The following is a 23,385-nucleotide window of genomic DNA, read 5'->3' as shown; positions in this document are numbered from 1 at the left end:
ACTTGCATTCCGTGAGCTGACGCCGGACACAGTCGCTGCTGACGTCAACGGCAGTCCCATGGAAAGGCAGGACCGAGATTCGGTGGATAAGCGCCGGCCATGTTACCCTCTCGCCCGTTGCGTGATGCTGTTTCGGTCGGATACAGCGGCCCATGTCGAGATATTCTGCCGCGCCTCGCTTGTCGCAGAACTCGGTACTGGATATCTGTTGCCATGATGTGAGCAGCTATTGGGTGAGCCGAACGTAGCCCTGTTCGTCTTCTCATGTCAACGATCAGTATCGGACATCGACTCGACTCCTCCATCAGGTGCTTTTCCTGCCTGGTACGTGAGGCGGGGGAGCGGACGGGAAAGAGACGGGCCGGACCTGAGCGACTACTGCTGGATTCCTCGAAGGTTGTACACATAGCGGCGGCGTGAGCGCCTGGTAGGTGGTGCGGGTCTGCCTCAGATCCAGGGCCGGGCGGGGGTGTTGGGCTGGTCGGTCGCGACGCGAGTCGCGTGGCTGATGTGGTCGCGGTCGCGAAAGGAGCCGGCCAGAGCTGTCTGGCGGAAAATGCGCCATCAGCCTTCTTGGAGATTGAGCCGGCGGGCGCCGACCGGGATGAAGACGTGCTTGATGCGTTGGTGGGTCCTCGAGCCGGGTGCGGGTGGACACGCTGTTGTGCGAGGACAGGTCGCCCGTGATCATGTAGATGCCCCCGGTGGGGTTGGCGTCCTCGACCAGTTGAAGCAACTGCTGGTAGAAGGCGCTGTTGTGGGAGGTGGCGGTCGTCGTGACCGCTTGCCCGTCCCTGGGGCGCGGGGCACCGTAGACCCAGGTCTTCTCCGGGCCGCGGGAGTAATCGATCTCGTTCTTGATGCGGCGCCCGTCCGGCGATCAGCCCGGTGCCGGCGGGAAGGTGCGCGGGATCACCGGTCCGAGCTCGTCGGCGCGGACCACCGTCGCGCCGCCGGGCGGGCTGGTGTGGAGCTCGATGATCCGTGTCCTTTTCCCTCGACGTCGGGGTCCTTGGAGCGGGTGCGGCGCCGGCGCACACCCTCGGCCGACAAGATTCTGCGCACTTGGGAACGGCCCGCCTGGATGCCCAGCTCCTGGGCAGCGGCGGCCAGCGCGTTCAGTGTCCACTCCGCCGGTCCGGCCTCGTCGGGCGCCCGCACGTCATTCGACGGCTGGACCTCGAGCCGGCCGGACGGGGTCTGCTTGACCAGAGCGATGATCCGGGAGCGTTCGGCCTCGGTGATCCTTCGTTTACGGCCCTGCCCGCCCAGATCCTCCAGGCCCTGCAGTCCGGAGCGGTTGAAGCGGTGCAGCCGGCGGCGCACCGTCTTCTGACTGCACCTCAGCTCGTTGGCGATCTGCGGGACCAGCCACCTGTCCCAGCTCAGTTCCACCATCCGGCATCGCTCCAGCAGAGCCTTCGGCGCTTTTCCGGCCGACGCCAGACGGTGGACCACCGCTTGCTCGTCTACGTCACGGCCCGGCCATGCCCGCAGCACCATGCCCCAGCACCCGCCCCCGAGTACCCGCAACCGCCCCGCTACCTGCATCTATACCCACCGAAACCACCGAAAGAGGAATCCAGCAGTAGACACTTCCTGAACTGGGCCGGTAGATCGCCGTATGCGATGAGGGCGGCCGGGCCAGATGGAACACTTTCCGATCAGCTGGAGCCGTGGAGCGCTTGACGAGAGCGAGGGCCCTGGATACTGCTGGGTCCACGGACGGCTGACGGGGCGGTACGTCTTGTTCTCACGGCGTCGGACCGATCTCTGGTCCCGTGGTGCGTGCGGCGTGGGCGTAGCGGGCGGCGAGGTCTTCGAATGCCGTGGTCAGTTGGGGTGGGCCGATGACTTCGATATCGGTGTCGAAGCGGCCGATGGTTGCGGCGAGTCCGGTCCATGACCAGGAGCCGAGGGCGAGTCGGCAGTGGTGGGGGCCAGTTCCTCGACGATTCCGTCCTGGGCGAAGGGTGCGACGTCGGCGGCCGGGAGGCGGAGGACGACTTCGCCTTGGCAGGGCCAGTCGGTGGTGGTGCCGTCGTTGCCGCGGAATCGGCTGGTGATGAAGGTGGAGACGTTGCCGCCGGGAAGCTCGCGGGGGGCGAAGCGGGGGCCGGTGGGTGTGCGGGGCCGGATGCGGTCGACGCGGAAGGTGCGCCAGTGCTCACGGTTGAGGTCCCAGGCCACGAGGTACCAGCGATGACGCCAGGTGACCAGGTGGTGGGGTTGTACGCGGCGGGGGTTGTCGGCTGAGGTGCTTGGGTCGGGGGTGTAGTCGAAGCGCAGTTCCTCGCGGGCGTGGATGACTCGGCTCAGGTCCACCAGGCCCTGAGTGTCGACCTGAGGGGTGTCGCGGGCCGCGGGCGGTTGGACGGCGGTGATGCGCAGCAGGTCGATGCGGTGGCGTAGACGGGGTGGCATGACCTGGCGGAGGGTGGCCAGGGCGCGGGTGGCGTCTTCGGCGACGGTGGTGCCGGTGGCTGCGGTCCGCAGCGCGACGGCCAGGGCGACGGCCTGGGCGTCGTCGAACAGCATGGGTGGCATGTGAGTGCCGGCCTCCAGGCGATAGCCGCCGGCCGGTCCTTTGACGGACGTGATCAGGTAGCCGAGTTCGCGCAGGCGGTCGATGTCACGGCGCACGGTGCGCGAGGTGATGTCGAGACGCTTGGCGAGATCCTCGCCGGACCAGTCACGGTGCGTTTGAAGCAGCGAGAGCAGCCGGGCGGATGTCTTATGCATGAGATCCATCTTCACCGCGCTACAGGACACAGCCTGTCCTCTACCTCCGCCATGGTGGCCTACGAGCCGTTCGAGAGGCATCGCTCCTGGTCACGGCAGCCGCCACTGGGGCTTGGACGGTCGGCGGCGTATTCGTCACATCGAGGCAAGGAGCAGGTCATGTCCGTCACGACCACCACTCACCTGAACTTCCGGGGCACAGCACGTGAGGCGCTGGACTTTTACCAGTCCGTCTTCGGCGGACGTACCGTCGCGGTCACCTACAAGGACGCGGGCGCCGTGCAGAACGAGAGCGAGGCGGACTGGGTGATGTGGGGCGAAGTGGCCGGCGACAACGGCTTCCACGTCATGGCCTACGACGTGCCCTCGCAACTGCCCTGGAACCAGGGCGGGAACCCGTTCTTCGTCTCCGTACGCGGTGACGACGCCGAGGAGATCAGCGCCCTGTGGGGCAAGCTCGCCGAGGGCTCGACCGTCGTGCGCCCGCTGGAGCCCGCGCCCTGGGCGCCGCTGTACGGCATGCTCTGCGACCGTTTCGGCGTCACCTGGGTCCTGGACGTCACCGCCCCGTACAACGGCTGAGTGGCTTTTCGCGATCCACAGATGGTTGATCGTGGGCAGCGCTTTCAGCAGCACCACTCCGGCCGGTCCCAGTGCCGCCGGAGCAACCGAACGGCCTCGACATGGGACTCGCTCCTCGCGAGCCAACGGACTCGCCGATCGGAACCACCATCTGGGGAGGGCCGTATGTGGCGGCCCTCCCCGGGATCAGGCCGCGTCGGTATTACGTCCCATCCGTGTCCCGTTCAGTGTTCCCGGGCCATTGAATACGCCCTGGTCAGACCGCATTTCGGCGTGCCAGCGTCCCAAACTGTCCCATGAGGCTTGCGGTTGGGACGGATGACCCCACAAGCTCCGGTCGTCCAAGTGCCGGACTGACCCTCCGGAAACCGTGCAACGCCGTGCCGACACCACGGCGGTGAGAACACATCAACAAACCTCGGAAAGGACCCTGGCCTGTGCACCACAGAAACTGGCGTTGGCCGGCCCCCTGTCGACAGCGGAAGGCGCAGCCTGTTCCTTGGGGTCGCTCCTGAACCGGCAGGGCACCACTGTCGAGGCCAGGGGCAGAGCCAGTAGTTCATCCGGGCACTGATGCCGGGTTCCGCCCCACACGCGCGGTGGCGGCTTCGGCATGAGTTCGTAGCCCAGTGCAGCGCTTGGGGCGATCCCTCCCGGGGCCAGAACTCACCCCTGCTCCCGGGGAGGCAAGCCCAGCATGGCATCACCCCGAGTTGAACCCGAAACAAGGCAAGGTATACGGCCTGCCATGGGCCCGACATGTATCCCAGGCACTCGCAGAGCGTGACCAGGCGGAGGAAATCGACATGACGTACATGAGGAGATTCGAGAGCGGCCGCACCGATCGAACACCAGGCATCGAAACACTGAGCATCGAGCACCGAGCAGAGGAATCAGGCATGAACCGGAAGCCCAAGAGGATATTCATGGTCACCTTGGCGACGATCGCCGCGTCCGTCGCCAACGCGGCACTGTTCGCACCGACCGCGAGCGCCACCGAGAACACCTGGATCAGGATGGACTACTCGGTGGGGCAGGACAGGTGCATCACCGCCAAGACGACCGAGCTCTCCCCTGGCAGGTGGGATGTGGTCGGCGAAGACTGCCGTTTCGGGGATCGGAACCAGCTGTGGGACCGGAGAGGGGCCGAAATCGTCAAGGCGTACACGAATCAGTGCCTCGACAGCAACGCGGCCGGCGATGTGTACTACATGCAGTGCAACGGTGGCAACTATCAGAAGTGGGACTACATCCAGGCTTCCAACGGCACGAAGGTAAGGAACGTGGCCACCGGCATGTATCTGTACACGGATGAGTTCGGGTGGTTTGTGACCACCCAGTCGGACGGTTCAGGGAGGGGCGGCTCATGGTCGTTCTCCGGCGGCGAGTAGTCCTCCCGTAGGCAGGATTGACGCGCTCTCGACCGGCCCTGTCGACGAATCCGGCGACAGGGCCGGCCCGGCCGTATGCCGACGCCGATTCCAGTACGACGCTCTCTGTCGAAGCAGACTGAGGCCCGCCACTTGGTCGGGTGAAGACACGGCTGCGGCGGAACTCTCCATGGGCGCCTGGGCGTAGTGCCGTACATGGACCCGGTCCACGAGACGCACGTGAGCGAGCGGGCCTGCTCGTCGTCGATGTCGCCGCCGCCGACGCCACCGTGCTCGCCTTCCAGCAGCTGCTCGCCGCCCGGTGGGCGACGGCCGCAGCGGAGCAGACGACGCGGGATGCGGGGCAGCCCGGCGTACGGCTGCGCTGCTACCTGGACCTGTGCCAGCCGCTCGACTCGTAAGCGGGTGCCGCTGCGGGCACCCTGCCGCGCCTACTTCTTCCGGATGCTGCCGCTAGAGATCCAGTGGACCAGGATCGCGGCCGTGTCCACGGCCGTTTCCGCAACTTCTTGGGTCACGGGAGCGCTGGTGGATCCTCCCTCATGGCGGTCCCGCTGCCCGTGCCAGAGCAGGCTGATCCTCGCGACGACCGCGTCAATGTCTGCGGGCGCCCCCGTCTTGTCGGAGATGACCATCTCGTACTTGTGCCGCCCCTGATCCAGGTGATCACGCACCTTGCCGAGGGTGGGCTCGGGCGCGTTGGGAAGGAAGAGCGGGTTGGCGACGGCCTCAACGGCCTTGACAGCACGGGAGTAGGCGGCGCTCGGGTCGGGCTTGATCCCGTACGCCTCGGAGAACGCTGCACGGAGATGATCGACCGCCGTCTCTGCCTTCGAAGCCCCAGCGTCCACGGCCTTGTCGTACGTGGCGTGGAGTGTCTCGTCCATCCGGCGTTCGAGAGACCGCCGTCTGATCACCACCTGCGCCCGCTGGGACCGCATCGCACGTATCCGGCGACGAGCCCGCGGCAAACCGATCTCCGCCTACGCCAGCGACATCGCCCAGGCCCGGATCGCCAAGGCCATCGCCTTCCTGAACTGGATCAAGGGGCACGGGGAAACCCTGGCGACCTGCCGACAGCCCCTCGTCGACCTCCGGCTCACCTCCGAGAACCATCAAGGCCCTTACGACGCGGGACCGTTCGTCCGATGGGCGGTCCGCAGCAAGTGCGCCTCCGGAATCGGTATCCCGGCCCGGCCGCGGAGGGTCTTCCACCGCCCGCTCGACGCCGATGGACGCTGGGCGACCGCCCGGCGGCTCTTGAGCGACGACTCCATCGAGACCAAGGACCGCGTCGCCGGGCTGATGGTCCTGCTCCATGGCCAGTACCTCGCGAGGGCCTGCCGACCGACCACGGCACACGTCATCCACGACGAGAACGGCGTCGCCCTCCGTCTCAACAGGACCCCGCTGAGGCCGCCACCACCCCTCGACGGCCTGGTCCTCCAACTCGTCGATATCGCCAACAACCACCAGCACACCGTGATGTCGAACGACCTCAACGCACCCTGGCTCTTTCCGACTCAGAGACCTGGCACGCCACTGGGCAGCAAACAGCTCAGCCGGCGCCTCCGCAAGATCGGACTCCCTACCGAAGCCGGACCATGCGCGGCCCTGCTTGATCTCTGTACACAGATGCCGCCCGTGGTCCTTCAGCGCCTGCTCGGCATCAGCCCCACAGCTGCCGAGCGCTGGGCCGCCGGGGCCGTCCGGACCGCATACGCAGCCGAGGTGGCCCGCCGATCAGACGGCTGAGACCGATTACGCAGCACCCGTGTCTGCTCGGCGGGCTGCCATCATGCTCGGATGGCCCACGACATAGTGTTCTTCCTCGCCCCCGACGACGAGGCGGCCGCTGCGACGCGCCTGCGGGGACCTGGTGAGGCCTTTGAGTCTGTGACCTGCCGTTTTATTGAGCCGGACAGTGCCATTGCCGAGTGGGACATGTACTTCGAGGCCCCTTCGGTCGAGGTCCCGCCGCTTGAGCAGCTCCATGCGTGGCGGCCGTGGCCGGAGTGGGTCACCGCACCCCTGAACGATGGCGTTGAGGTGTTCGCTCTGCCACAGCGGCTGACCCGGGCGTTGGCCAACGCGAGCTCCGCCGAACTGGAAGAGCTTGCAGGTCGCTGGACCACGCGGCTCTGGTCCGAGGACGGGGACGACATGACCGACGATGATCTGCTGGCGGTCCTGCAGGGAATTGCCTGTCTCGCAGCGTCTGCGGTGAACACGGGTGGTGGCCTCTACTGCTGGAGCTTCTGACCGTCATCCTGCGAGGGACGCTCGTTTTTGACGCCGCTGCACGCCAAGAGCTCGGTCCCGGTGGCGTCGAAGTACGGGGTGAAGAACCAGGACCAGTCTGCTGCGACGATGTTGCCGGTACGCAGTTGCTCGTCGCGGTGCCGAGCGAGGAGGATCTCAACGGTCTCGTCGAGGCCGAGGGTCGTCAGGCCGATCTTCAACGACCGCCTCAGCCTCGCTGCAGCGATGCCGGCGACCATCCACTGCGGCGGCTGTCCGTCGTAAAGCATTACCTCGCCGCCGGCGGCGATGGCGTCGCGTGCTGCCTTGCAGGCACTGGTCTGGTCTTCGAGCATCACGATGATGTCGAGCTGACTTGGGGTCTCGTCCTTGGTGGCCATGCGGCGACTGTAGGTAGCGAACGCGGGCGTTGCTACAGGATTCGGCGGGGGCCTGCCGGGGCGCTGGGCCACTCCGCGCCTCGCGCGGCTCAGTCGAACTGAACCGGCTGCCCCGCCTGGCGCTCCGAACGGTGGACTGCGGGAGCCGTCAGGGCCGCCTACACAGTGGCGCGTCGGTCCCAGAGCCCGCCCCGACATCGTCCGTCCCTGCGAGTGACAGACGGATACGCCGCATAGGTACATCGACCTCAGTGATTCGCACAGTCATCTCATCACCGATACGAAACGCCTGTTCCCGCCCTGCTGGTGGTAGCTCGGAGCGGTGCACCAGCCCTGTTGTCCCATCATCGAGCCTCACGAAGATCCCGAACGGGACCAGCTTCGTGACTCGGCCCCGGACAACGCTGCCGGCGCGATCAGCCCAGAGGCTCCATGGCTCCATGGATTCGGCTGGAGAGCTACCAGGGACAGCACCGCCTGACCACGCATCTCGGTATCCAGGGGGCCAGCCGGAATACGGGGGAAAGGTGCCGTTGGGCCAAGAGCCCGCAGGCCAGCACGTTGTGACGCCTCGTCGGGCTGCCGCAGCAAACCGCGCATTTACCGCGCCAGCCTCACGGCGACTTGTGGGGGGCACGGCTCCTGGACAAGAGCAGGTACCCGCATTTACTGCGGTTCCCTGTTCCGGCCGTATTCCGGTTGGCCCCCTCCTCGCGCCCCCGGCTCAGGCCGGGGAGCGCAAGAGGGCCACCAGGTCTTCCCGCTCGCCGCAGTCGGCGGTGCGGAGACCGGATCGGCGCCCGAGTGCGTGCTCGCCGTCAGGTGGCGCAACGGGCGTAGGCCCGCACTCGTTCGCTGGCCGTTCCCGTATTGCGCCACGAGGTGTACCAGCCCCTTGTGCCCCTCGGGTAGGTGTCAACCACGTAGGTCTTGGAGGTGCCGCCGGCCTCGGTCCGGCCGCCGCCGCCGGTGGCTGTCTGACCCTGAGGGCAGTAGGCGGAGGCCTGGCGGTATGCGCCGGCCGGGATGGAGACCCAGGGGCCCCATTGCTTGGCGCCCTCGGAAGACGGGTCGGTCTGGGCGGGCGCGGACTGCCGCATGGCCGGTGCGGCCGCGACCTCGGCCATGACGGGGGACACCAGGCCGATGGCCAGCGCGGGGGCGGAGGCCAGGGCGAGGAGCTTGGTTCGGTACATGGTTCGACCTCCCATGTGAGGTTCGCGCGTTCAATCACCTGAACGCATGGGCTTCACCATAGGAGCGAGGTGAATGCGGTCGCCAACTGATACCGCCATCAGGGTGATGAAATGATCGCTACAGGTGATCGACCCTGGTCGCGGCCCCACTGCGCAACAACCCGTGAGTTCGTCGTGACGCTCGACGCCTCAAGATGGAGTCTGATCAGGGCAGTACGCAGGTATCGGCCCGCACATCTGCATGTCGTCGCGTACTTCCCACCGGATTCGCAGGCGCCGAGGGCCGTGGAGCCAGGCGATGGCGGACTCGGCGACCCACCGGACCTTTCCCGGGCCCGAGCCGTGTGGCCGGCCCCGTCGAGCGGTCTTCGGTGTGATGCCGCGCTCGCGCAGGCGGCGGCGGTAGATGTCGTAGTCGTAGCCGCGGTCGGCGTATAACGTGCGGGGCTTGCGCCGGGGCCGGCCCCGCTTGCCCCGCACCGGCCCAAGGCTGTCGATCAGCGGCAGAAGCCGGGTGACATCGTGACGGTGACCTCCGGTCAGCGACACCCGCAACGGGGTGCCGCGGGCGTCGGTCGGCACGTGATGCTTCGAGCCCGGCCGTGCACGGTCAACCAGGCCCGGGCCGACCTTTGGGCTGCTTCGCCCCCGCTTGGCCTGGACGTGGGAGGCGTCGATGGCGGCGCGGGAGAAGTCGAGAGGGTCCGCCGCCCGCAACCCGTCCGGCAGCACCCGCTGCAGTTCCTCCCGCACCCCGGCCTCCTGCCACTCGGCCGGCCGCCGCCAGCAGGTGGGACCGGACCCGAACCCCAGCTCCTGCGGCAGGTACTCCCGCTGGACACCTGTGTAGAGGACGAACAGCACACCCTGCAGCGTCTTGGGGTCATCGATCCGTTTGCGCCCCGGATACCGGAAGCGCCGCTCATGCTTCGGCAACAGCGGCTCGATCACCGCCCGCAAGTCGTCGCTGACCTCCCACGGCTTCCGCCGTGCCATGGACACACCCCACAACAACACGGGATCACGTACATCTCCACCGTGCCACAACACGATCTTTCTGCGAGGACCCCTAAAGGCCGTGCTGGAACTGGGCGGTTCGGACGCTTTCGTGGTCCTGGACGACACCGGCCCGGGCATACCCGCCTTCGACGAGGAGACCTTGGGGCCGCCGGCCGCCATCACCGTTGCCCGGACGACGAGGACGCCGTACGGCCTGCCAACGCCACCACGTACGGACTTGGCCTGAGCGTATGGACGGCCGACCCGGCCGTGGCGTCGCCTCGGCCCGACGGATCACCAGCGGCGCGGTTCGTCAACGCGATCATCGCCTCCGATCCACACCTGCCCTTCGGTGGCACGAGGCACAGCGGTTACGACCGGGAACTCGCAGTCGCCGGCATCCGCGAGTTCACCAACAGCACGTACTGGGTCGCAGCCTGACCGGCGCGTACCTCGCCGGCTTCAGCCGTCCGCGGCGGCGAGGCTCCTGACCGTGCCGCGGATGGTCGGGTGGCGGTACAGCTCCCGCAGCCGTAGTGACGGCAGGCCCTGCGCGCGCATGGCAGCCCCGATGCGGACGGCGAACAGGGAGTTGCCGCCCAGCTCGAAGAAGTCGTCGTCCAGGCCGACGGGCGTGCCGAGCACCTCGCTCCAGATCTGCCGCAGCCGCTCGGTGAGCTCGTCCTCGGCCGTGACGGGCTCGGCGCCCCGGGCCGACGCGGCGGGCGTCGCGGGTGCGGGGAGCCGGGCCGTGTCGAGTTTGCCGTTGGCTGTCAGCGGCAGCGTGTCCAGGGCAGTCACCGTGGTGGGAAGCATGTAGTCGGGGAGAATGCCCGCGGCCCGCTTGCGGACTGTCACCGGATCGCCGCCTGAGAGGACCACGTAAGCGTCGATCCTGGCGGTGGCCGCGTCGTCCGGGTCGTCGCGCCGCACCACCACGGCCGCCGCCCGAACCTCCGGGTCTTCCAGCAGCACCGAGCGGATCTCGTCCAACTCGATCCGGAAGCCGCGGATCTTGACCTGGCTGTCGATGCGTCCGAGGTGTTCGAGGTGGCCGTCCGGGCGCAGGCGTCCCAGGTCGCCGCTGCGGTACATGGTGCCGCCGGTGTACGGGTCCGGGACGAAGCGCCGGGCGGTCAGCTCTTCTTGGCCGAGGTAGCCGAGCGCGACCCCGGCGCCGCCGACGCAGATCTCGCCCGCCACACCGGGCGGCTGCAGCCGCCCGGACGGGTCGGTCACATACAGGTGCCAGCCGGGCAGTGCCCGTCCGACGGAGCGGGTGGCGGCGAGTGCCAGTCGTCGGGTGAGGGTCTGCTGGGTGACGTGGACCGTCGTCTCGGTGATGCCGAACATGTTCACCATCCGGCAGACCGACTCGGGGTGCCGGTCGAACCAGGGCAGCAGCATGCGCGCATCCAGGGGCTCGCCGCCGAAGACGACCATTCGGACCGAGACCCGGGTGTGGTCGACGTCCAGCAGCTGGGCGAAGGCGGACGGGGTCTGGCTGAGCACGGTGACCTTCTCGGCCACGAGCAGATCGCGGAAGCGGTCGGGTTCGCGGGAGACGAAGTACGGCACCACGACCAGCCGCCCGCCGGTCAGCAGGCACCCCCAGATCTCCCACACCGAGAAGTCGAAGGCGCTGGAGTGGAACCAGGTCCACACGTCGTCGGTGCCGAAGCCGTACTCCTCGCGGGTGGCGTCGATCAGGGCGATCACGTTGCGGTGCGGCACCTCGACGCCCTTGGGGCGGCCGGTGGAGCCGGACGTGTAGATGACGTAGGCGGCGGCGTCGGGCGCGGTGGCCGTCGGCGGGACCGGGGCGTCGGCGAACTGCTGGGCGGCGTCCAGCAGTTCGTCCGGAGTGGCAGGCACGCAGCCCGCGACGTCCGGGAACTCCGGTAGCCGGGTGACCACCACCCGCAGTCCCGCGTCCTGTGCCGTGTGGGCGATGCGGTCCGCCGGGTAGGCCGGGTCGACGGGTACGTAGGTCGCGCCGGCCTTCAGTACGGCGAGCAGGGTGACGACGAGTTCGGCGGTGCGTTCCAGGCAGACGCCCACGAGGTCGCCGGCCGTGACGCCGCGCTCGCGCAGACCGTGGGCCAACCGGGTCGACCGCTCGTCCAACTCGCCGTAGGTGAGACCGGCCGCGCCTTCGGTCACGGCGATGCCCTGCGGTGTCGCCGCCGCGATCCGCGCGAACGCCTCGGGCACGGTCACCGGGGTGGTGACCAGCGGGCGGGACGGGCGGCCGAGTGCGGCTACACGGTCGTGTTCGGCTTCGTCGAGCAGATCGACGTCGTCGACCGCGGTCCCGGGCTCGGTGAGGATCATCCGGTGCACCCGCACCAGGTACCGGGCGAACTGCGCGGCGATCTCCGTGGAGACATGACCGCTGACGTGGTCGCAGCGCAGCCGCCAGCCGTCCGCGTCCTTGAAGACCGACAGGGTGAGCGGGAACGGCGGCGCGAGGCACGGCACGTACGCGCCGGGGAGTTCCGCCTCGTCGAAGAGCAGACCGGCGAGTGCGGGTCCGTCCGCGGGGGAGGGCTTCAGCTCACCGAGCGTGGCGGCCTCCGGCACGGTGAAGGTGCCGTGGTCGGTGCCGATGACCGGGGTGGTCTCGGGGTCGTGCCGGCGCAGGGTCACGGCGAGGGCGGCGAGCCAGCTTGCCTCGTCGCCGCCGTCGTCGAGGGCGAAGAGGTGCGGGAGGGCGGGGCCTTCGTCAGCCAAGCCCCAGGCGGGTGCGGGTGCGGACGCCGTGGGTGCGAGTGCCGTGGTGGCGGAGCGGCCCGCTTCCGGCTCGACGGACTCACCGGCCTCCGGCTCGACGGACTCACCGGCCTCCGGCTCGACGGACTCACCGGCCTCCGGCTCGACGGACTCACCGACTGCCAGCCGTCCGAGAGCCGCGCGGTCCCACTGGTCCCGCGCGGCCACCAGGACCAGATCGCAGGCGCCGTCGGCGTAACGCAGCAGCACCCTGCGCAGTCCCTCGGTCGGGCGGGCGAGTTCGGCGGCGCGACGGCGCTCGGCGAGCGGGTCCGTCGCCGGCACGGGTACGTCCTCGATCCACAGTCCCGGAGGGGCCGTCGGATGCGACGAGCGGTCCGAGCGGACGCGAACCGCGTGGCAGCGGGCCGCGGGGTGGAGGGGGCCTGACACGGTCGTACTCCTTGTTGGCGCGGGGAGTTGTTCCGGGGGTTCCGGAGAGGTTGTCCGGGGAGTCGTTCGGAAGGGCGATTGCGGGCGTGAGCTCAGCGGATGCTGAAACCACCGTCCACGGTCAGGACCGAGCCTGTGATCTGACGGGACTCGTCCGAGGCGAGGAAGACCACTGCGGCGGCGACGTCCTCGGGCTCGATCAGCGCGTTCATCGGCTGCGCCTCGACGAAGGTCTTCTCGTGTTCGTGCACCGGCACTTCGAGCGCCCTGGCGATCTCGGCGAGCATCCGGCCCTCGGCCTGCGCGTCGTCGCGCACCGACCCGGGACAGACCGCGTTCACGCGCACCTTCGTCGGCGCGTAGTCGAGCGCCGCCGCCTTGGTCAGCCCGACGACGGCGTGCTTGGCGGCGACGTACCCGGCGAAGTGCCGATAGCCCACGAGGCCCGCGGTGGAGGCGACGTTGACGATGCTGCCGGCGCGCCGGGCGCTCATCGCCTTGCCGACCTCGCGGATCACCCGCCAGGCGCCGGAGAGGTCCACGTCGATCATCAAGGACCACTCCTCCTCGTCGATCTCGTGCACCGGCTTGCCCGAGGGCGCGGCTATGCCCGCGTTGTTCACGGCGACGTCGATCCGGCCGAACCGGTCCTCGGCCCGGGTCACCGCCTCCCGTACGGCCCGCAGGTCACGGATGTCGGCCTCGGCGGTGAGGACGGCCCCGCCCGCCTCCCGGCACAGCGCGGCCGTGTGCGCCAACTGCCCCGGGGTGCCCAGCGGGTAGGGCACACCGGGCAGGTCGGCGCAGATGTCCAGCAAAGTGAGATCGGCGCCCTCGGCGGCACAGGCGAGCGCGGTGGCCCTGCCGAGTCCGCGGGCGGCGCCGGTGATGAGGACCGACTTGCCGTGCAGACGCATCGGGAACTCCTTGAAGAATCAGGTGCGTTGGGGGAAGGGAGGAGGGTGACGGCGGGCGGGGCTACAGGACCGTCGAGACGATCAGCCGGACCAGCGCGGGCGCGGCGTCGGTGAGGTACATGTGGCCCCCGGGGATCTCGACGTGCTCGAAGTCCCGGCCGGCGACCTTGCTCCAGGACTCGGCGTCGTCGTAGCCGACGAGGTCGTCGTCCTCACCCCGGACGACCGTGAGCGGGGCGTCCAGCGGGAGGGCGGTGGAGGGCGTGTAGTTCTCGTGCATCTCGACGTCCGCGCGCAGGGCGGGCAGGATCATCTCGCGCATCTCCGGGTCGTCCAGCGCGGGATGGTGGTAGCCGGCGAACTCGCCGACCTGGGCGAGGAACTCCTCGTCGGACAGGCCGGTGGCCCGCTGCTCGCGCCCCCGGGCCGGTTCCGGCGACCCGCTGACGAACAGGTGGACCAGCTCGACGCCGGGCTCGGCGGCCAGCCGGTGGGCGAGTTCGTAGGCGAGCACCGCGCCGAGGCTGTGCCCGAACAGGGCCACCCTGCCGCCGTCGTCGCCGAGCCGCTCCCGCAGTTCGGTCAGGAGACCGTCGACGGCCTGGTGCGCGTCCCGGTAGGGCTCCTCGTCGATCAGCCGTTCGCGGCCCGGTAGTTGCAGGGGCACGATCTCCACCGCGTCTCCGGCCAGTGCCTGCCAGGGCCGGTAGAAGGAGGCGCCCGCCCCGGCGTACGGCAGGCAGATCAGCTTGGTCTTGTCATGCGTGGTCATGGGTGCGGGTCTCTCCTTGTGAGTGGGGTGCTTCGTGCGTGCCTTGTGGGCGGGGGTTTGCGGGGCGCGGGTCGGAGGCGAGCAGACCGGCGAGTTCCGCCGCCTCGACGGCGGTGCGCAGCGCCCCGGCGGCGCGGTCCGGGCCGGGCAGGCCGGGGCCGACCGGCATGACGTTGAGCGTGGTGGCACCGGCCTCGGCGAACGCCGTCATCCGCTCGGCGATCCGCTCCCGCGGCCCGAGCAGCGAGGTGGCGTCGAGGAATTCGAGCGGTACGGCGGCCATGGCGCCGGGGTAGTCACCGGCCAGGAACCTCTCCTGGACGGCACGGGCCTGAGGGCCGAAGCCCATGCGCTCGGCCAGCTGGGTGTAGTGGTTGTCCTCTCGCCCGCCCATGCCGCCGAGGTACAGCGCGGCGTACCCCCGCACCCGGCGTGCGCAGGCCCGCCAGTCGGGGCCGGTCACCAGGGGCACGCCGGGGGCGATGTCGAATCCGTCGAGGGCGCGCCCCGACTTCGCCAGGCCGGACTTGAGCGGCGCCAACTGCTGGGCGGCGTGGGCGGGGGAGAAGAACACCGGAAGCCAGCCGTCGGCGATCTCCCCGGTCAGCTCCAGGTTCCTCGGTCCGAGCGCGGCGAGGTAGACGGGGATCCGCTCGCGCTGCGGCCGGATGGTCAGGGCGAGTGCCTTGCCCGGGCCGTCCGGCAGCGGCAGCGTGAAGTGGCGGCCCGCGTACTCCAGGGGCTCCCGGCGCAGCGCGCGGCGCACCAGGTCGACGTATTCCCGCGTACGGCCCAGCGGTGAGCCGAATCTGACGCCGTGCCAGCCCTCGGAGACCTGGGGTCCGGACACGCCGAGGCCGAGCCTGAGCCGTCCGCCGGACAGGGTGTCGAGGGTGGCGGCGGTCATCGCCGTCATGGCGGGGGAGCGGGCCGGGATCTGGAGGACCGCGCTGCCGACGTCGATGCGGGAGGTGCGGGCGGCGATCCAGGACAGCAGGGTGACGGCGTCGGATCCGTAGGCCTCCGAGACCCACACCGCCGAGTAGCCGAGGTCCTCGGCGAGGGAGGCGAGCGGGAGGTTGGAGGCGTCGTTGCCGCCTACCCAGTAGCCGAGGTTGAGGCCGAGGCGCAGGGTGGGGATGGTCATGGGGGGCTCCTGTGCGGGGCGGGCGCGGGGGGGCGGCCCGGCCCGGTGGTGGCGCGAGGGCGGTCGCGGTCAGCGGCTGGTGCGGGTGCGGTAGCGCCAGGTCGACAGCGTGACGAAGACGGCGATGAGCAGCACCGAGCAGGCTGTCGTGTACAGCGCGGGGTGCTGGGCGGGCCAGTCCTGCTGCACTCGGAAGCCGGGCGGTGGCGTGTTGCCGAAGAGCAGACGCAGCGCGCCCGCCAGCGAGGTGATCGGGTTCCAGGCGGCCAGGGTGGACAGCGGGCCGGGCAGGGAGGAACCGGAGACGAACGCGGAGGACACGAACGTCGCCGGGAACAGCCAGATCAGGCCGAGGCTGTTCGCCACCTGCGTGTTGGGCGCGATGAGGGCGACGAACACGCCGATCCAGGACATCGCGAAGGAGAACAGCAGCGCCAGCAGGACCCCGGCGGCGACCTCGAACGGCCCGGTGTGCGGACGCCAGCCCATCAGCAGACCGCAGGTGGTGGTGACGGCGACGCTCGCCACACAGGTGGCGAGGTCGGACGTGGTCCGGCCGAGCAGCAGCGCCACGCGGGAGATCGGCAACGCGCGGAAGCGGTCGACCATGCCCTGCTCCAAGTCCCTGGAGAGCCCGACCGTGGTGAACGTGGTGGTGAAGGCCACCGTCTGCGCGAGCAGCCCGCCCACCATGTACGAGCGGTAGGCCGGGCCGCCCAGGCTGTTGCCGAAGACGTACCCGATGAGCATGGCGTACACGACCGGCTCGACCAGACAGGTGATCAGCAGCCCCGGAGTGCGCCGCAGATGCAGCAGGTTGCGCAGGGCGAGGTCGGCGCTCTCGGCGAGCACGCGCAGGACGGGATTGCGTCGGACGCGGGTGGGGGAGGGGCCGGTCGCCGGTGCCTGTCGACGCGGGGCGCGGGTGCCGCGCACCTCGGTGGTCGCCGTCATCACGCCGCCTCCCGCCGGGCGCGGCTGGTCAGGCCGAGGAACACGTCGTCGAGGGTGCAGCGGCTGAGCCCGATCTCCAGCACCTCGACCTGCTCGCCCTCAAGTGCGGTCAGGGCGCGGCCCAGTGCGGCCCGGCCGTCGGCGGCGGCTGCCTCCACGCGCCGGGCACGACGGTCCACCGTCGGGGTGGCGCCGGTGGCCCGCCGCACGGCGCGAGCCGCCGCGTCGAGCTGGTGGTCCTCGGCGACACATACGACGAGCCGGTTGCCGGCGGCTGCCTTCAGTTCGTCGCTGGTGCCCTCCGCCACGACCTGCCCCCGGTCGATCACGGTGATCCGGTCGGCGAGGCGGTCCGCCTCCTCCAGGTACTGGGTCGTCAGCAGGATGGTGGTGCCGCCGGCGACCAGTTCACCGACCGCCTCCCAGGTGTCGAACCGGCTCTCGGGGTCGAGCCCGGTCGTCGGCTCGTCCAGGACGACCAGGGGTGGGGAACCGACGAGCGCTGCGGCCAGATCCAGCCGTCGCCGCATGCCGCCCGAGTAGGTGCCGGCCGGGCGCCCCGCCACGTCGGTGAGCCGGAACCGGGACAGCAGGTCATCCGTGAGACGGCGGGCCGTACGGCGGCCCACACCGCGCAGTTTCGCGATGAGATACAGGTTCTCGAAGCCGGTCAGCAGGCCGTCGACCGTCGAATACTGGCCGGCCAATCCGATCGTGGAGCGGATCTTTTCCGGCTTGGTCGTCACATTCCAACCATTCACGAAAGCGTGGCCGGAATCCGGTTTGAGGAGGGTCGTAAGAATCTTTACCAGTGTGGTTTTTCCAGCTCCATTCGGGCCTAGAAGTCCCAGGATTTCGCCTGGGTTCACCTCCAGGTCGACGCCGCGTAAGGCGTGACTCTCCTTGAATTTCTTGTGTAGTCCCTGTACGGCGACGGCCGGCGCGGTTGGGGTATGCACAGATCCGTTCTACGTCCGCCGATGATCGAAGTCGATCATGGAACGGTCAAGTTTCCTTGTGCGTTCGATGGGATTGCTTGACGGTTGCTTGAACCTTTCACTACTGGTTCGAGGGTCGTGATTCTGTACGGTTTCTGTCGTGCGAGAATTACTCACGACGCTGAGGGAACAGGCAGCGCGTAATCCGCAGCAGCCGGCCGTGACCTTCGTTTCGGACTTCAGTGACATCAGACGGACAGTGCGCGACCGCGCGGAACTCGATCTGCATTCAAGGCGCATCGCCTCCTGGCTCCAGGAACGGCTCTCCCCAGGAGACCGGGTCCTGCTCCTCTACTCCCCGGGAATCGAGTTCACCACCGCCTTCTCCGCCTGTATCCACGCCGGCGTCATCGCCGTCCCCGCCCCACTGCCGGGCCGCTACCGCCACGAGCGCCGCAGGCTCGCCGCCATCGCCCGCGACGCCGGGGTGCGCGCCGTACTGACGCAGCGCAGCGATCTCCAGGACGTCGAGAAGTGGATCGCCGAGGAAGGCGTCGTCGGCGCGGTCTGCCACCCGACCGACGCCGGTGACGGGGACCCGGACGCCTGGACCGCTCCCGAGGTGTCGCCCGACACCCTGGCCCTGCTCCAGTACACCTCGGGTTCGACCGGCGACCCCAAGGGCGTCATGGTCACCCACGGCAACCTGGTCGCCAACGTGGACCGCATGGTCCGCATGTTCGGCAACGACAGCGGCACGACGTACGGCGGCTGGATACCCCTGTACCACGACATGGGGCTGATCGGCCTGATGCTTCCCGGCCTCCTGTGCGGGAGCGGATACGTCCAGATGGACCCCATGTCCTTCCTGCGCCGCCCCTACCACTGGCTGCGCATGCTGGACGCCTGCGACGTCAACTTCACCGCCGCACCCGACTTCGGATACGAGATGTGCGTCCGCCGGGTCACCGACGAGCAGCTCGCCACGCTCGACCTGTCCCGGCTCAAGGCGGCCAACGGCTCCGAGCCCGTACGCGCCGACGTGGTCACCGCCTTCGCCGAGCGGTTCGCCGCCGCTGGACTGCGGCCCGAGGCGCTCATCCCCGTGTACGGCCTGGCGGAGGCGACGCTCATGGCCTCCGGCACCGCCGGGCGGCCACCCCTGCGCACCGAGGTCGACGCCGCCGCCCTGGAGAACCGGGAGCTGCGGCCGGCCACCGGCAACGAGTCGTCCCGCGTCCTCGTCGGATGCGGGGCACCGAGCGGATCCGACGCGCTGATCGTCGACCCCGACACCGGGGACGCCCTGCCCGACGGCCGCATCGGTGAGATCTGGCTCGACGGCCCCTGCGTCACCGCCGGTTACTGGGAGAACGACGACGCCACCAACGTCACGTTCCACGCCCGCACGAGCGACGGACGCGGCCCGTTCCTGCGCACCGGCGACCTCGGCGGCCTGCTCGACGGTGACCTGTACATCACCGGCCGCCGCAAGGACGTCCTCGTCCTGCACGGACGCAATCTGCACCCCGCGGACATCGAGTACGAACTGCGCTCCCAGCACGAGGAGTTGGAAGGCCTGCACGGGGCCGCCTTCATGGTCGGGCACGACGACGGCGTGGACACCGCCCCCGCGATCGTCGCCGTGCACGAGATCCGTGCCCACTGGGGTGCCGAACGGCTCGGCGAGATCGCCGTCGACATGAAGCAGACCGTCGCCCGCGAGTTCGGCGTACCGGTCGCGGCCGTCGCCCTCGTCAGGCCCGCCGGCGTACGGCGCACCACCAGCGGCAAGGTGCAGCGCTCCGCGATGCGCGCCCTCTACCTCGCCGGCGAACTGGACACCCTGCACCTCGCCGAGGACCCGCTGCTCACCGCCGCCCTCGCCGAGCACCGGCGGGTGACCGCGCGATGACCACCACGGCTGATCTGGAGACCCTGCTCGCCACCCACGAGGACGACGTCCTCGCCTCCGACGTGCTCGCCGAACTCGACGACCGCGAGGAGTTCCCCGACGGCGCCGTCCGCCTCCTCGACGACGCCGGGCTGCCCGCCCACTACGTCCTCACCCCGGACGGCGACTTCAGCCGGACGGTACGGCTGTTGCGCGCCGTCGCCCGCCGCGACCTCACCGTGGCCATCGCGCACGGCAAGACGTTCCTCGGGGCCGCCCCGGTGTGGGTGGCCGGCACCCCGGACCAGGCCGCCCGGCTCGCCGAGCGCGTACGTGCCGGCGAGGCGGTCTGCTGGGGGCTGACCGAGCGCGACCACGGGGCCGACCTGCTGGCGAACGAGTTCACGGCGGTGGCCGACACGGACGTGGACGCGGCCGATGACGGCACCAGCACCGGCACCGGTAATACCAACGGTCATGGCGATGGCAGCGGCGGCGGTTGGCGGCTCACCGGCGAGAAGTGGCTCATCAACAACGCCACCCGCTCCACCCTCGCCTGTGTCCTCGCCCGCACCGACCCCGCGGGCGGCGGACGCGGCTTCAGCCTCTTCCTCGTGGACAAGAACCAGTTGCCAGAGGCCAGTTGGCGCAACCTGCCGAAGGTCCGGACGCACGGCATCCGGGGCGCCGACATCAGCGGGTTCGCCCTCGACGGCGCCCCGGTGCCGGCCGACGCCCTCGTCGGTGAGCAGGGCGACGGCATCGCCGTGGTCCTCAAGACCCTCCAGCTCACCCGTATCGCCTGCACCGCGCTCTCCCTCGGCGCCACGGACCACGCCCTGCGGCTGGCCCGAGACTTCGCGACCGGTCGCGAGCTGTACGGCCGCCGCCTCGCCGACGTCCCGCATGTACGGCGCATCCTCGGCCGGGCGGCAGCCGCCGCACTGATCGTCGAGGCCGTGAGCGTGCTCTCCGCCCGCTCGGTGCACACCCTGCCCGGCGAACTGAGCACGATCTCGGCCCTCACCAAGGCATACGTCCCGACACTCACCCAGGAGACCCTCACCTCCCTCGGTGAACTCCTCGGCGTGCGCGGCTTCCTCACCTCACCGCCCGGCGGGGGCTTCGCCAAGCTGGAGCGCGACCACCGCATCTGCGCGATCTTCGACGGCAGCACGGTCGTCAACCGCGCCGCCCTCCTCAACCAAGTGCCACGTCTGACACGCCAGTTGAGCCGCCGCCGCACCGACGCCGAAGGCCTGCGAGCAGCCGCCGACCTCACCGCCCCGCTGCCCCGGTTCGACCGCGACCGTCTGACGATGCTGTCGGTCACGGGATGCAGCGCGGTGCAGGCCCTGCCCGACACGGCGGCGCGCATACGCGACCAAGGACCACCGCAGGCGGCCCCCCTCATCGACCGGCTGCTCGCCCAACTCGCCCGTCTGGAAAGGGAGTCGGCCGACTTCGTCCCGGTCGCGGGCGGACTGCCCAGCACGGCGTTCGGCCTGGCCGAGGCCTACGAACGCGCCTACGCCGCTGCCGCCTGTCTGCTCCTGTGGCTGGAGAACCCGCCCCTGCGCACGGGCCAGCTCGGGGCGGACGGCCTGTGGCTACGGGCTTGCCTGACGGCCCTGCTGGGCGAGGCCGACACCTACGGCTCCGACGACACCCACGACAACGATGCCACCACCCTCTTCGACGCCCTGGCCGACGTCGTACTCACCACACCCGCAACGGAGTTCACCCTCTGGGGAGGTGCCGCATGACCACCACCACGACCGGCCTCGCCCCCAAACGCGCCGACGAACTCGAGCACCTCCTCGGCAGCCTCTCCGACCCGGCCAACCCCACCGGCGCCACCGCGATCCTCGCCGCCGACGAACGCGCGGAGATGCTCGCCGCCGGAGAATCCCTGCTGCACTCCTACGGACTGAACGCCGAGTTCGTCCCGCCCGAGCTCGGTGGCCGCTTCGAACGGGCCGACCACCTCGCCGAGGTGATGCGCGCCCTCTATCGCCGCGACCCCGCGCTCGGCCTCGGCTACGGCGCCAGCTCGCTCATCGCCGGCGTCACCCTGTGGACCGCGGGAGCCGAACCCCAGAAGGAGCACGCCGCCCGCCTGCTCCTCGACGGCCGCCGAATCGCCATCGCGTTCCACGAGCTCGCGCACGGCAACGACATGGCCGGCACGGAGTTCGAAGCGACCGCCGTACCGGACGGCCTGCGCCTGAGCGGCCGTAAGGAGGTCGTCACCAACATCGCGCGCGCCGACGCCATGGTCGTCCTCGCCCGCACCGACCCCGGCCCCGGCCCGCGCAGCCACTCCCTGGTCCTCGTCGACCGCGCGAGCGCCGACCCCGCCCGTCTGAACGATCTGCCGCGCTTCGGCACCGTGGGCATGCGGGGAGTCCAGCTCGGCGGGCTGCGCTTCGACGACCTGCCCGTGCCGGCCTCCGCCGTCCTCGGCCCGGTCGGTTCCGGACTGGAGACGGCCCTGAAGGCCCTGCAGATCACCCGCACGGTCCTGCCCGCGATGGCCACCGGCATCCTCGACACCGGACTGCGCCTCACCGTCGACCACCTGACCAGGCGCCGGCTCTACGGCGGCCCCGCCACCGCCCTGCCGCACGTCCGCTCCGTGCTGGCCGGCGTCTTCGCCGACCTGCTGCGTGCCGAGGTGCTCGGCGCGGTCGGTGCCCGTGCGCTGCACCTGGTGCCCGGCGCGGCGAGCGTGTACGCCTCCGCGGTCAAGTTCGAGGTGTCCCGGCTGCTGCTGGAGGCCATGGACCGGCTGGCGGAACTCCTCGGCGCCCACTTCTATCTGCGCGAGGGTCCGACCGCGCTGTTCCAGAAGCTGCTGCGCGACCTCGCCCCCGTCGGCTTCGGGCACATCGCGCGCGCCGCCTGTCAGATGAGCCTGCTCCCGCAGCTTCCCCTGCTGGCCCGCCGCACCTGGGACCGGCCCGGCACGGAGGCTCCCGCCGACCTGTACACCCTCGCGGAGCCGCTGCCGCCGCTGCCGTACGACCGACTGGCCCTGCACGCCGCGGGCCGCGACCCGATCGCCGGTTCGCTGCACGCCCTTCTCGACGCGCCCTGGGCGCCCGAGCACGCCGACCTGCGGGACGTCGTCGCCGCCGATCGTGCGGAACTGGCTGAACTGGCGGGCGTGTGCGGCCAGTTGTCGCCGGTGGAGCTCGGTGTCGACGCCCGCCCCGAGTACTACGACCTCGTCACCCGGTACGTCCGCCTGCTGTCCCGGACCGCCTGTGTCCAGGTCTGGCGGCACGCCGAGCCCGGGAACTTCCTCGCCGACCCCGCCTGGCTGCGCGCGGCCCTGCACCGCTCGGCCCGAGGGACGCACCGGCCGGGCCCGCTGCCCGCCCAGGTCGAGGACCCGCTCCTCACCGAACTCCTGGACCGCCGCGACACCGGCCGCTCCTTCGGCCTGACCGCAAGACCACTCGCCGTCTGAGACCCACCGGCCACCTCAGGCCCGTACGCGGTCCGGCACCCGCTCGCCCACCTGGAGGCGACCTGCCGCCCCGCGCCCCGGCCTGCTCCTCATCCTCCGCTCAAGAAAGTGAACACCCTCATGACCGCTGGCAACCGTGACGTGCACACCTGGCTGACCGAGCGCGTGGCGACCTATCTGCGCCGTTCGCCGCAGGACATCGACACGTCCGTGCCGCTGGCCGGCTACGGCCTGGACTCCCTGACGGCGCTGGCCATCACCGCCGACATCGAGGACGAGTTCGAGGTGACCGTGGACGACGCGCTGACCTGGGACCACCCGACGATCGACGCGCTGAGCGAGGCCCTGTCCGAACTGCTCGGCGGGCAGTCCCCGGCGGCACACACGAGCGAGAAGCAGGCCTGACGATGAACACTGCGCTACCGCTCACCGCGGCCCAGCAAGGGGTGTGGGTCGCCCAGCGCCTCGCCCCCGACAGCCCCCTGTACACCTGCGGCATCTACTACGACGTCCCCGGCCCCGTGGACCGCGCCCTGCTGACCCGCGCGGTCGAGCAGCCGTGGCCGAGACC

23 protein-coding genes and 1 pseudogene are annotated in these 23,385 nt (G+C 70.0%); 11 read left to right on the top strand and 13 right to left on the bottom strand.

Translation table 11 applies throughout. The features are described from left to right. Positions 1-912: 912 nt before the first annotated feature. Positions 913-1,503, bottom strand: a complete 591-nt coding sequence (locus STRIP9103_RS50560; protein WP_048819816.1) for a helix-turn-helix domain-containing protein — start codon at positions 1,501-1,503, stop codon at positions 913-915. 250 nt (positions 1,504-1,753) lie between these two features. Then, positions 1,754-2,742, bottom strand: a pseudogene (locus STRIP9103_RS06660) (helix-turn-helix transcriptional regulator). A 159-nt stretch (positions 2,743-2,901) separates the two neighbouring features. Here STRIP9103_RS06660 and STRIP9103_RS06655 point away from each other — a divergent pair. The 3 genes from STRIP9103_RS06655 to STRIP9103_RS49800 all read left to right on the top strand — a co-directional run bounded on the left by STRIP9103_RS06655 (position 2,902) and on the right by STRIP9103_RS49800 (position 5,116). Beyond that, entirely contained in the window at positions 2,902-3,324 is a 423-nt protein-coding gene (locus STRIP9103_RS06655; protein WP_009301322.1) for a VOC family protein, read from the top strand. A gap of 806 nt (positions 3,325-4,130) precedes the next feature. Then, a complete protein-coding gene (locus STRIP9103_RS06650; protein ID WP_009301348.1) occupies positions 4,131-4,715 on the top strand; it encodes an RICIN domain-containing protein in 585 nt (194 codons plus the stop codon). 140 nt (positions 4,716-4,855) lie between these two features. Then, complete coding sequence (locus STRIP9103_RS49800) at positions 4,856-5,116, top strand: DUF6207 family protein (RefSeq protein WP_009301328.1); 261 nt, start codon at positions 4,856-4,858, stop codon at positions 5,114-5,116. Between the two features lie 30 nt (positions 5,117-5,146). Here the strand turns inward: STRIP9103_RS49800 and STRIP9103_RS06640 are convergent, their stop codons facing one another. Then, positions 5,147-5,602: a hypothetical protein gene (locus STRIP9103_RS06640; RefSeq protein WP_009301343.1), complete on the bottom strand. Its 456-nt coding sequence runs from the start codon at positions 5,600-5,602 to the stop codon at positions 5,147-5,149. Here STRIP9103_RS06640 and STRIP9103_RS06635 point away from each other — a divergent pair. Both STRIP9103_RS06635 and STRIP9103_RS06630 read left to right on the top strand, forming a co-directional pair. After that, positions 5,580-6,470 (top strand): hypothetical protein, encoded by an 891-nt coding sequence (locus tag STRIP9103_RS06635; protein WP_009301358.1) that lies wholly within the window; start codon positions 5,580-5,582, stop codon positions 6,468-6,470. The two genes, STRIP9103_RS06640 and STRIP9103_RS06635, sit on opposite strands and share 23 nt — an antisense overlap. A 51-nt stretch (positions 6,471-6,521) precedes the next feature. After that, positions 6,522-6,977, top strand: a complete 456-nt coding sequence (locus STRIP9103_RS06630) for a hypothetical protein (protein ID WP_141569830.1) — start codon at positions 6,522-6,524, stop codon at positions 6,975-6,977. Here STRIP9103_RS06630 and STRIP9103_RS06625 read toward each other — a convergent pair. The 4 genes from STRIP9103_RS06625 to STRIP9103_RS06615 all read right to left on the bottom strand — a co-directional run bounded on the left by STRIP9103_RS06625 (position 6,959) and on the right by STRIP9103_RS06615 (position 9,549). Continuing rightward, a complete protein-coding gene (locus STRIP9103_RS06625; RefSeq protein WP_009301352.1) occupies positions 6,959-7,357 on the bottom strand; it encodes a hypothetical protein in 399 nt (132 codons plus the stop codon). The two genes, STRIP9103_RS06630 and STRIP9103_RS06625, sit on opposite strands and share 19 nt — an antisense overlap. A gap of 148 nt (positions 7,358-7,505) precedes the next feature. Continuing rightward, positions 7,506-7,799, bottom strand: coding sequence for a S1 RNA-binding domain-containing protein (locus tag STRIP9103_RS53410; protein ID WP_078613820.1), 294 nt, complete (start codon positions 7,797-7,799; stop codon positions 7,506-7,508). A 376-nt stretch (positions 7,800-8,175) separates the two neighbouring features. After that, positions 8,176-8,553 carry a hypothetical protein gene (locus STRIP9103_RS06620; protein WP_009301330.1) on the bottom strand — a complete coding sequence of 126 codons (378 nt, stop codon included), beginning with the start codon at positions 8,551-8,553 and terminating at the stop codon, positions 8,176-8,178. Positions 8,554-8,742: 189 nt separating this feature from the next. Continuing rightward, positions 8,743-9,549 carry an IS5 family transposase gene (locus STRIP9103_RS06615; protein WP_048819821.1) on the bottom strand — a complete coding sequence of 269 codons (807 nt, stop codon included), beginning with the start codon at positions 9,547-9,549 and terminating at the stop codon, positions 8,743-8,745. An 82-nt stretch (positions 9,550-9,631) separates the two neighbouring features. On the opposite strand from STRIP9103_RS06615, the gene STRIP9103_RS51290 reads away from it, so the two are divergent. Both STRIP9103_RS51290 and STRIP9103_RS51285 read left to right on the top strand, forming a co-directional pair. Then, the gene (locus STRIP9103_RS51290; RefSeq protein ID WP_234022136.1) at positions 9,632-9,799 is read left to right on the top strand and encodes a hypothetical protein; all 168 of its coding nucleotides are present in this window, start codon (positions 9,632-9,634) and stop codon (positions 9,797-9,799) included. Further along, on the top strand, positions 9,796-9,993 hold the full coding sequence (locus STRIP9103_RS51285; RefSeq protein ID WP_234022135.1) for a hypothetical protein: 198 nt from the start codon (positions 9,796-9,798) through the stop codon (positions 9,991-9,993). Before STRIP9103_RS51290 ends, STRIP9103_RS51285 begins: the two co-directional genes overlap by 4 nt. 21 nt (positions 9,994-10,014) lie before the next feature. On the opposite strand, the gene STRIP9103_RS06610 is transcribed toward STRIP9103_RS51285, so the two are convergent. From STRIP9103_RS06610 to STRIP9103_RS06585, 6 genes are all read right to left on the bottom strand, one after another. After that, positions 10,015-12,717 (bottom strand): non-ribosomal peptide synthetase, encoded by a 2,703-nt coding sequence (locus STRIP9103_RS06610; RefSeq protein ID WP_009301336.1) that lies wholly within the window; start codon positions 12,715-12,717, stop codon positions 10,015-10,017. 92 nt (positions 12,718-12,809) lie between these two features. Beyond that, complete coding sequence (locus STRIP9103_RS06605) at positions 12,810-13,634, bottom strand: SDR family oxidoreductase (RefSeq protein WP_009301345.1); 825 nt, start codon at positions 13,632-13,634, stop codon at positions 12,810-12,812. A 61-nt stretch (positions 13,635-13,695) separates the two neighbouring features. Then, entirely contained in the window at positions 13,696-14,406 is a 711-nt protein-coding gene (locus STRIP9103_RS06600) for a thioesterase II family protein (RefSeq protein ID WP_009301332.1), read from the bottom strand. After that, positions 14,393-15,553, bottom strand: a complete 1,161-nt coding sequence (locus STRIP9103_RS06595) for an LLM class F420-dependent oxidoreductase (RefSeq protein WP_009301350.1) — start codon at positions 15,551-15,553, stop codon at positions 14,393-14,395. The genes STRIP9103_RS06600 and STRIP9103_RS06595 overlap by 14 nt, the downstream gene beginning before the upstream one ends. 69 nt (positions 15,554-15,622) lie before the next feature. Further along, positions 15,623-16,507: an ABC transporter permease gene (locus tag STRIP9103_RS06590; protein ID WP_078613819.1), complete on the bottom strand. Its 885-nt coding sequence runs from the start codon at positions 16,505-16,507 to the stop codon at positions 15,623-15,625. Next, positions 16,507-17,466 (bottom strand): ABC transporter ATP-binding protein, encoded by a 960-nt coding sequence (locus tag STRIP9103_RS06585; protein WP_009301324.1) that lies wholly within the window; start codon positions 17,464-17,466, stop codon positions 16,507-16,509. The genes STRIP9103_RS06590 and STRIP9103_RS06585 overlap by 1 nt, the downstream gene beginning before the upstream one ends. 139 nt (positions 17,467-17,605) lie before the next feature. Between STRIP9103_RS06585 and STRIP9103_RS06580 the strand changes: the two genes are divergently transcribed. From STRIP9103_RS06580 to STRIP9103_RS06565, 4 genes are all read left to right on the top strand, one after another. Beyond that, positions 17,606-19,360: a fatty acyl-AMP ligase gene (locus STRIP9103_RS06580; protein ID WP_009301326.1), complete on the top strand. Its 1,755-nt coding sequence runs from the start codon at positions 17,606-17,608 to the stop codon at positions 19,358-19,360. Beyond that, positions 19,357-21,105: an acyl-CoA dehydrogenase family protein gene (locus STRIP9103_RS06575; protein WP_009301338.1), complete on the top strand. Its 1,749-nt coding sequence runs from the start codon at positions 19,357-19,359 to the stop codon at positions 21,103-21,105. Before STRIP9103_RS06580 ends, STRIP9103_RS06575 begins: the two co-directional genes overlap by 4 nt. Beyond that, positions 21,102-22,814, top strand: a complete 1,713-nt coding sequence (locus STRIP9103_RS06570; protein ID WP_009301334.1) for an acyl-CoA dehydrogenase — start codon at positions 21,102-21,104, stop codon at positions 22,812-22,814. The genes STRIP9103_RS06575 and STRIP9103_RS06570 overlap by 4 nt, the downstream gene beginning before the upstream one ends. Positions 22,815-22,934: 120 nt before the next feature. Beyond that, a complete protein-coding gene (locus STRIP9103_RS06565) occupies positions 22,935-23,219 on the top strand; it encodes an acyl carrier protein (RefSeq protein ID WP_009301333.1) in 285 nt (94 codons plus the stop codon). Positions 23,220-23,385: the final 166 nt, after the last annotated feature.

Source organism: Streptomyces ipomoeae 91-03, assembly GCF_000317595.1.
Lineage (GTDB): Bacteria > Actinomycetota > Actinomycetes > Streptomycetales > Streptomycetaceae > Streptomyces > Streptomyces ipomoeae.
This window is presented reverse-complemented; position numbering and strand designations above follow the sequence as displayed.

What these genes read in the sequence shown, in the direction of transcription:
- STRIP9103_RS50560 (WP_048819816.1), bottom strand. Translation starts at nt 1,503, where the DNA reads ATGGTGCTGCGGGCATGGCCGGGCCGTGACGTAGACGAGCAAGCGGTG.
- STRIP9103_RS06655 (WP_009301322.1), top strand. Translation starts at nt 2,902, where the DNA reads ATGTCCGTCACGACCACCACTCACCTGAACTTCCGGGGCACAGCACGT.
- STRIP9103_RS06650 (WP_009301348.1), top strand. Translation starts at nt 4,131, where the DNA reads ATGACGTACATGAGGAGATTCGAGAGCGGCCGCACCGATCGAACACCA.
- STRIP9103_RS06640 (WP_009301343.1), bottom strand. Translation starts at nt 5,602, where the DNA reads ATGGACGAGACACTCCACGCCACGTACGACAAGGCCGTGGACGCTGGG.
- STRIP9103_RS06630 (WP_141569830.1), top strand. Translation starts at nt 6,522, where the DNA reads ATGGCCCACGACATAGTGTTCTTCCTCGCCCCCGACGACGAGGCGGCC.
- STRIP9103_RS06625 (WP_009301352.1), bottom strand. Translation starts at nt 7,357, where the DNA reads ATGGCCACCAAGGACGAGACCCCAAGTCAGCTCGACATCATCGTGATG.
- STRIP9103_RS53410 (WP_078613820.1), bottom strand. Translation starts at nt 7,799, where the DNA reads ATGGAGCCATGGAGCCTCTGGGCTGATCGCGCCGGCAGCGTTGTCCGG.
- STRIP9103_RS06620 (WP_009301330.1), bottom strand. Translation starts at nt 8,553, where the DNA reads ATGTACCGAACCAAGCTCCTCGCCCTGGCCTCCGCCCCCGCGCTGGCC.
- STRIP9103_RS06615 (WP_048819821.1), bottom strand. Translation starts at nt 9,549, where the DNA reads ATGGCACGGCGGAAGCCGTGGGAGGTCAGCGACGACTTGCGGGCGGTG.
- STRIP9103_RS06605 (WP_009301345.1), bottom strand. Translation starts at nt 13,634, where the DNA reads ATGCGTCTGCACGGCAAGTCGGTCCTCATCACCGGCGCCGCCCGCGGA.
- STRIP9103_RS06600 (WP_009301332.1), bottom strand. Translation starts at nt 14,406, where the DNA reads ATGACCACGCATGACAAGACCAAGCTGATCTGCCTGCCGTACGCCGGG.
- STRIP9103_RS06595 (WP_009301350.1), bottom strand. Translation starts at nt 15,553, where the DNA reads ATGACCATCCCCACCCTGCGCCTCGGCCTCAACCTCGGCTACTGGGTA.
- STRIP9103_RS06590 (WP_078613819.1), bottom strand. Translation starts at nt 16,507, where the DNA reads ATGACGGCGACCACCGAGGTGCGCGGCACCCGCGCCCCGCGTCGACAG.
- STRIP9103_RS06575 (WP_009301338.1), top strand. Translation starts at nt 19,357, where the DNA reads ATGACCACCACGGCTGATCTGGAGACCCTGCTCGCCACCCACGAGGAC.
- STRIP9103_RS06570 (WP_009301334.1), top strand. Translation starts at nt 21,102, where the DNA reads ATGACCACCACCACGACCGGCCTCGCCCCCAAACGCGCCGACGAACTC.
- STRIP9103_RS06565 (WP_009301333.1), top strand. Translation starts at nt 22,935, where the DNA reads ATGACCGCTGGCAACCGTGACGTGCACACCTGGCTGACCGAGCGCGTG.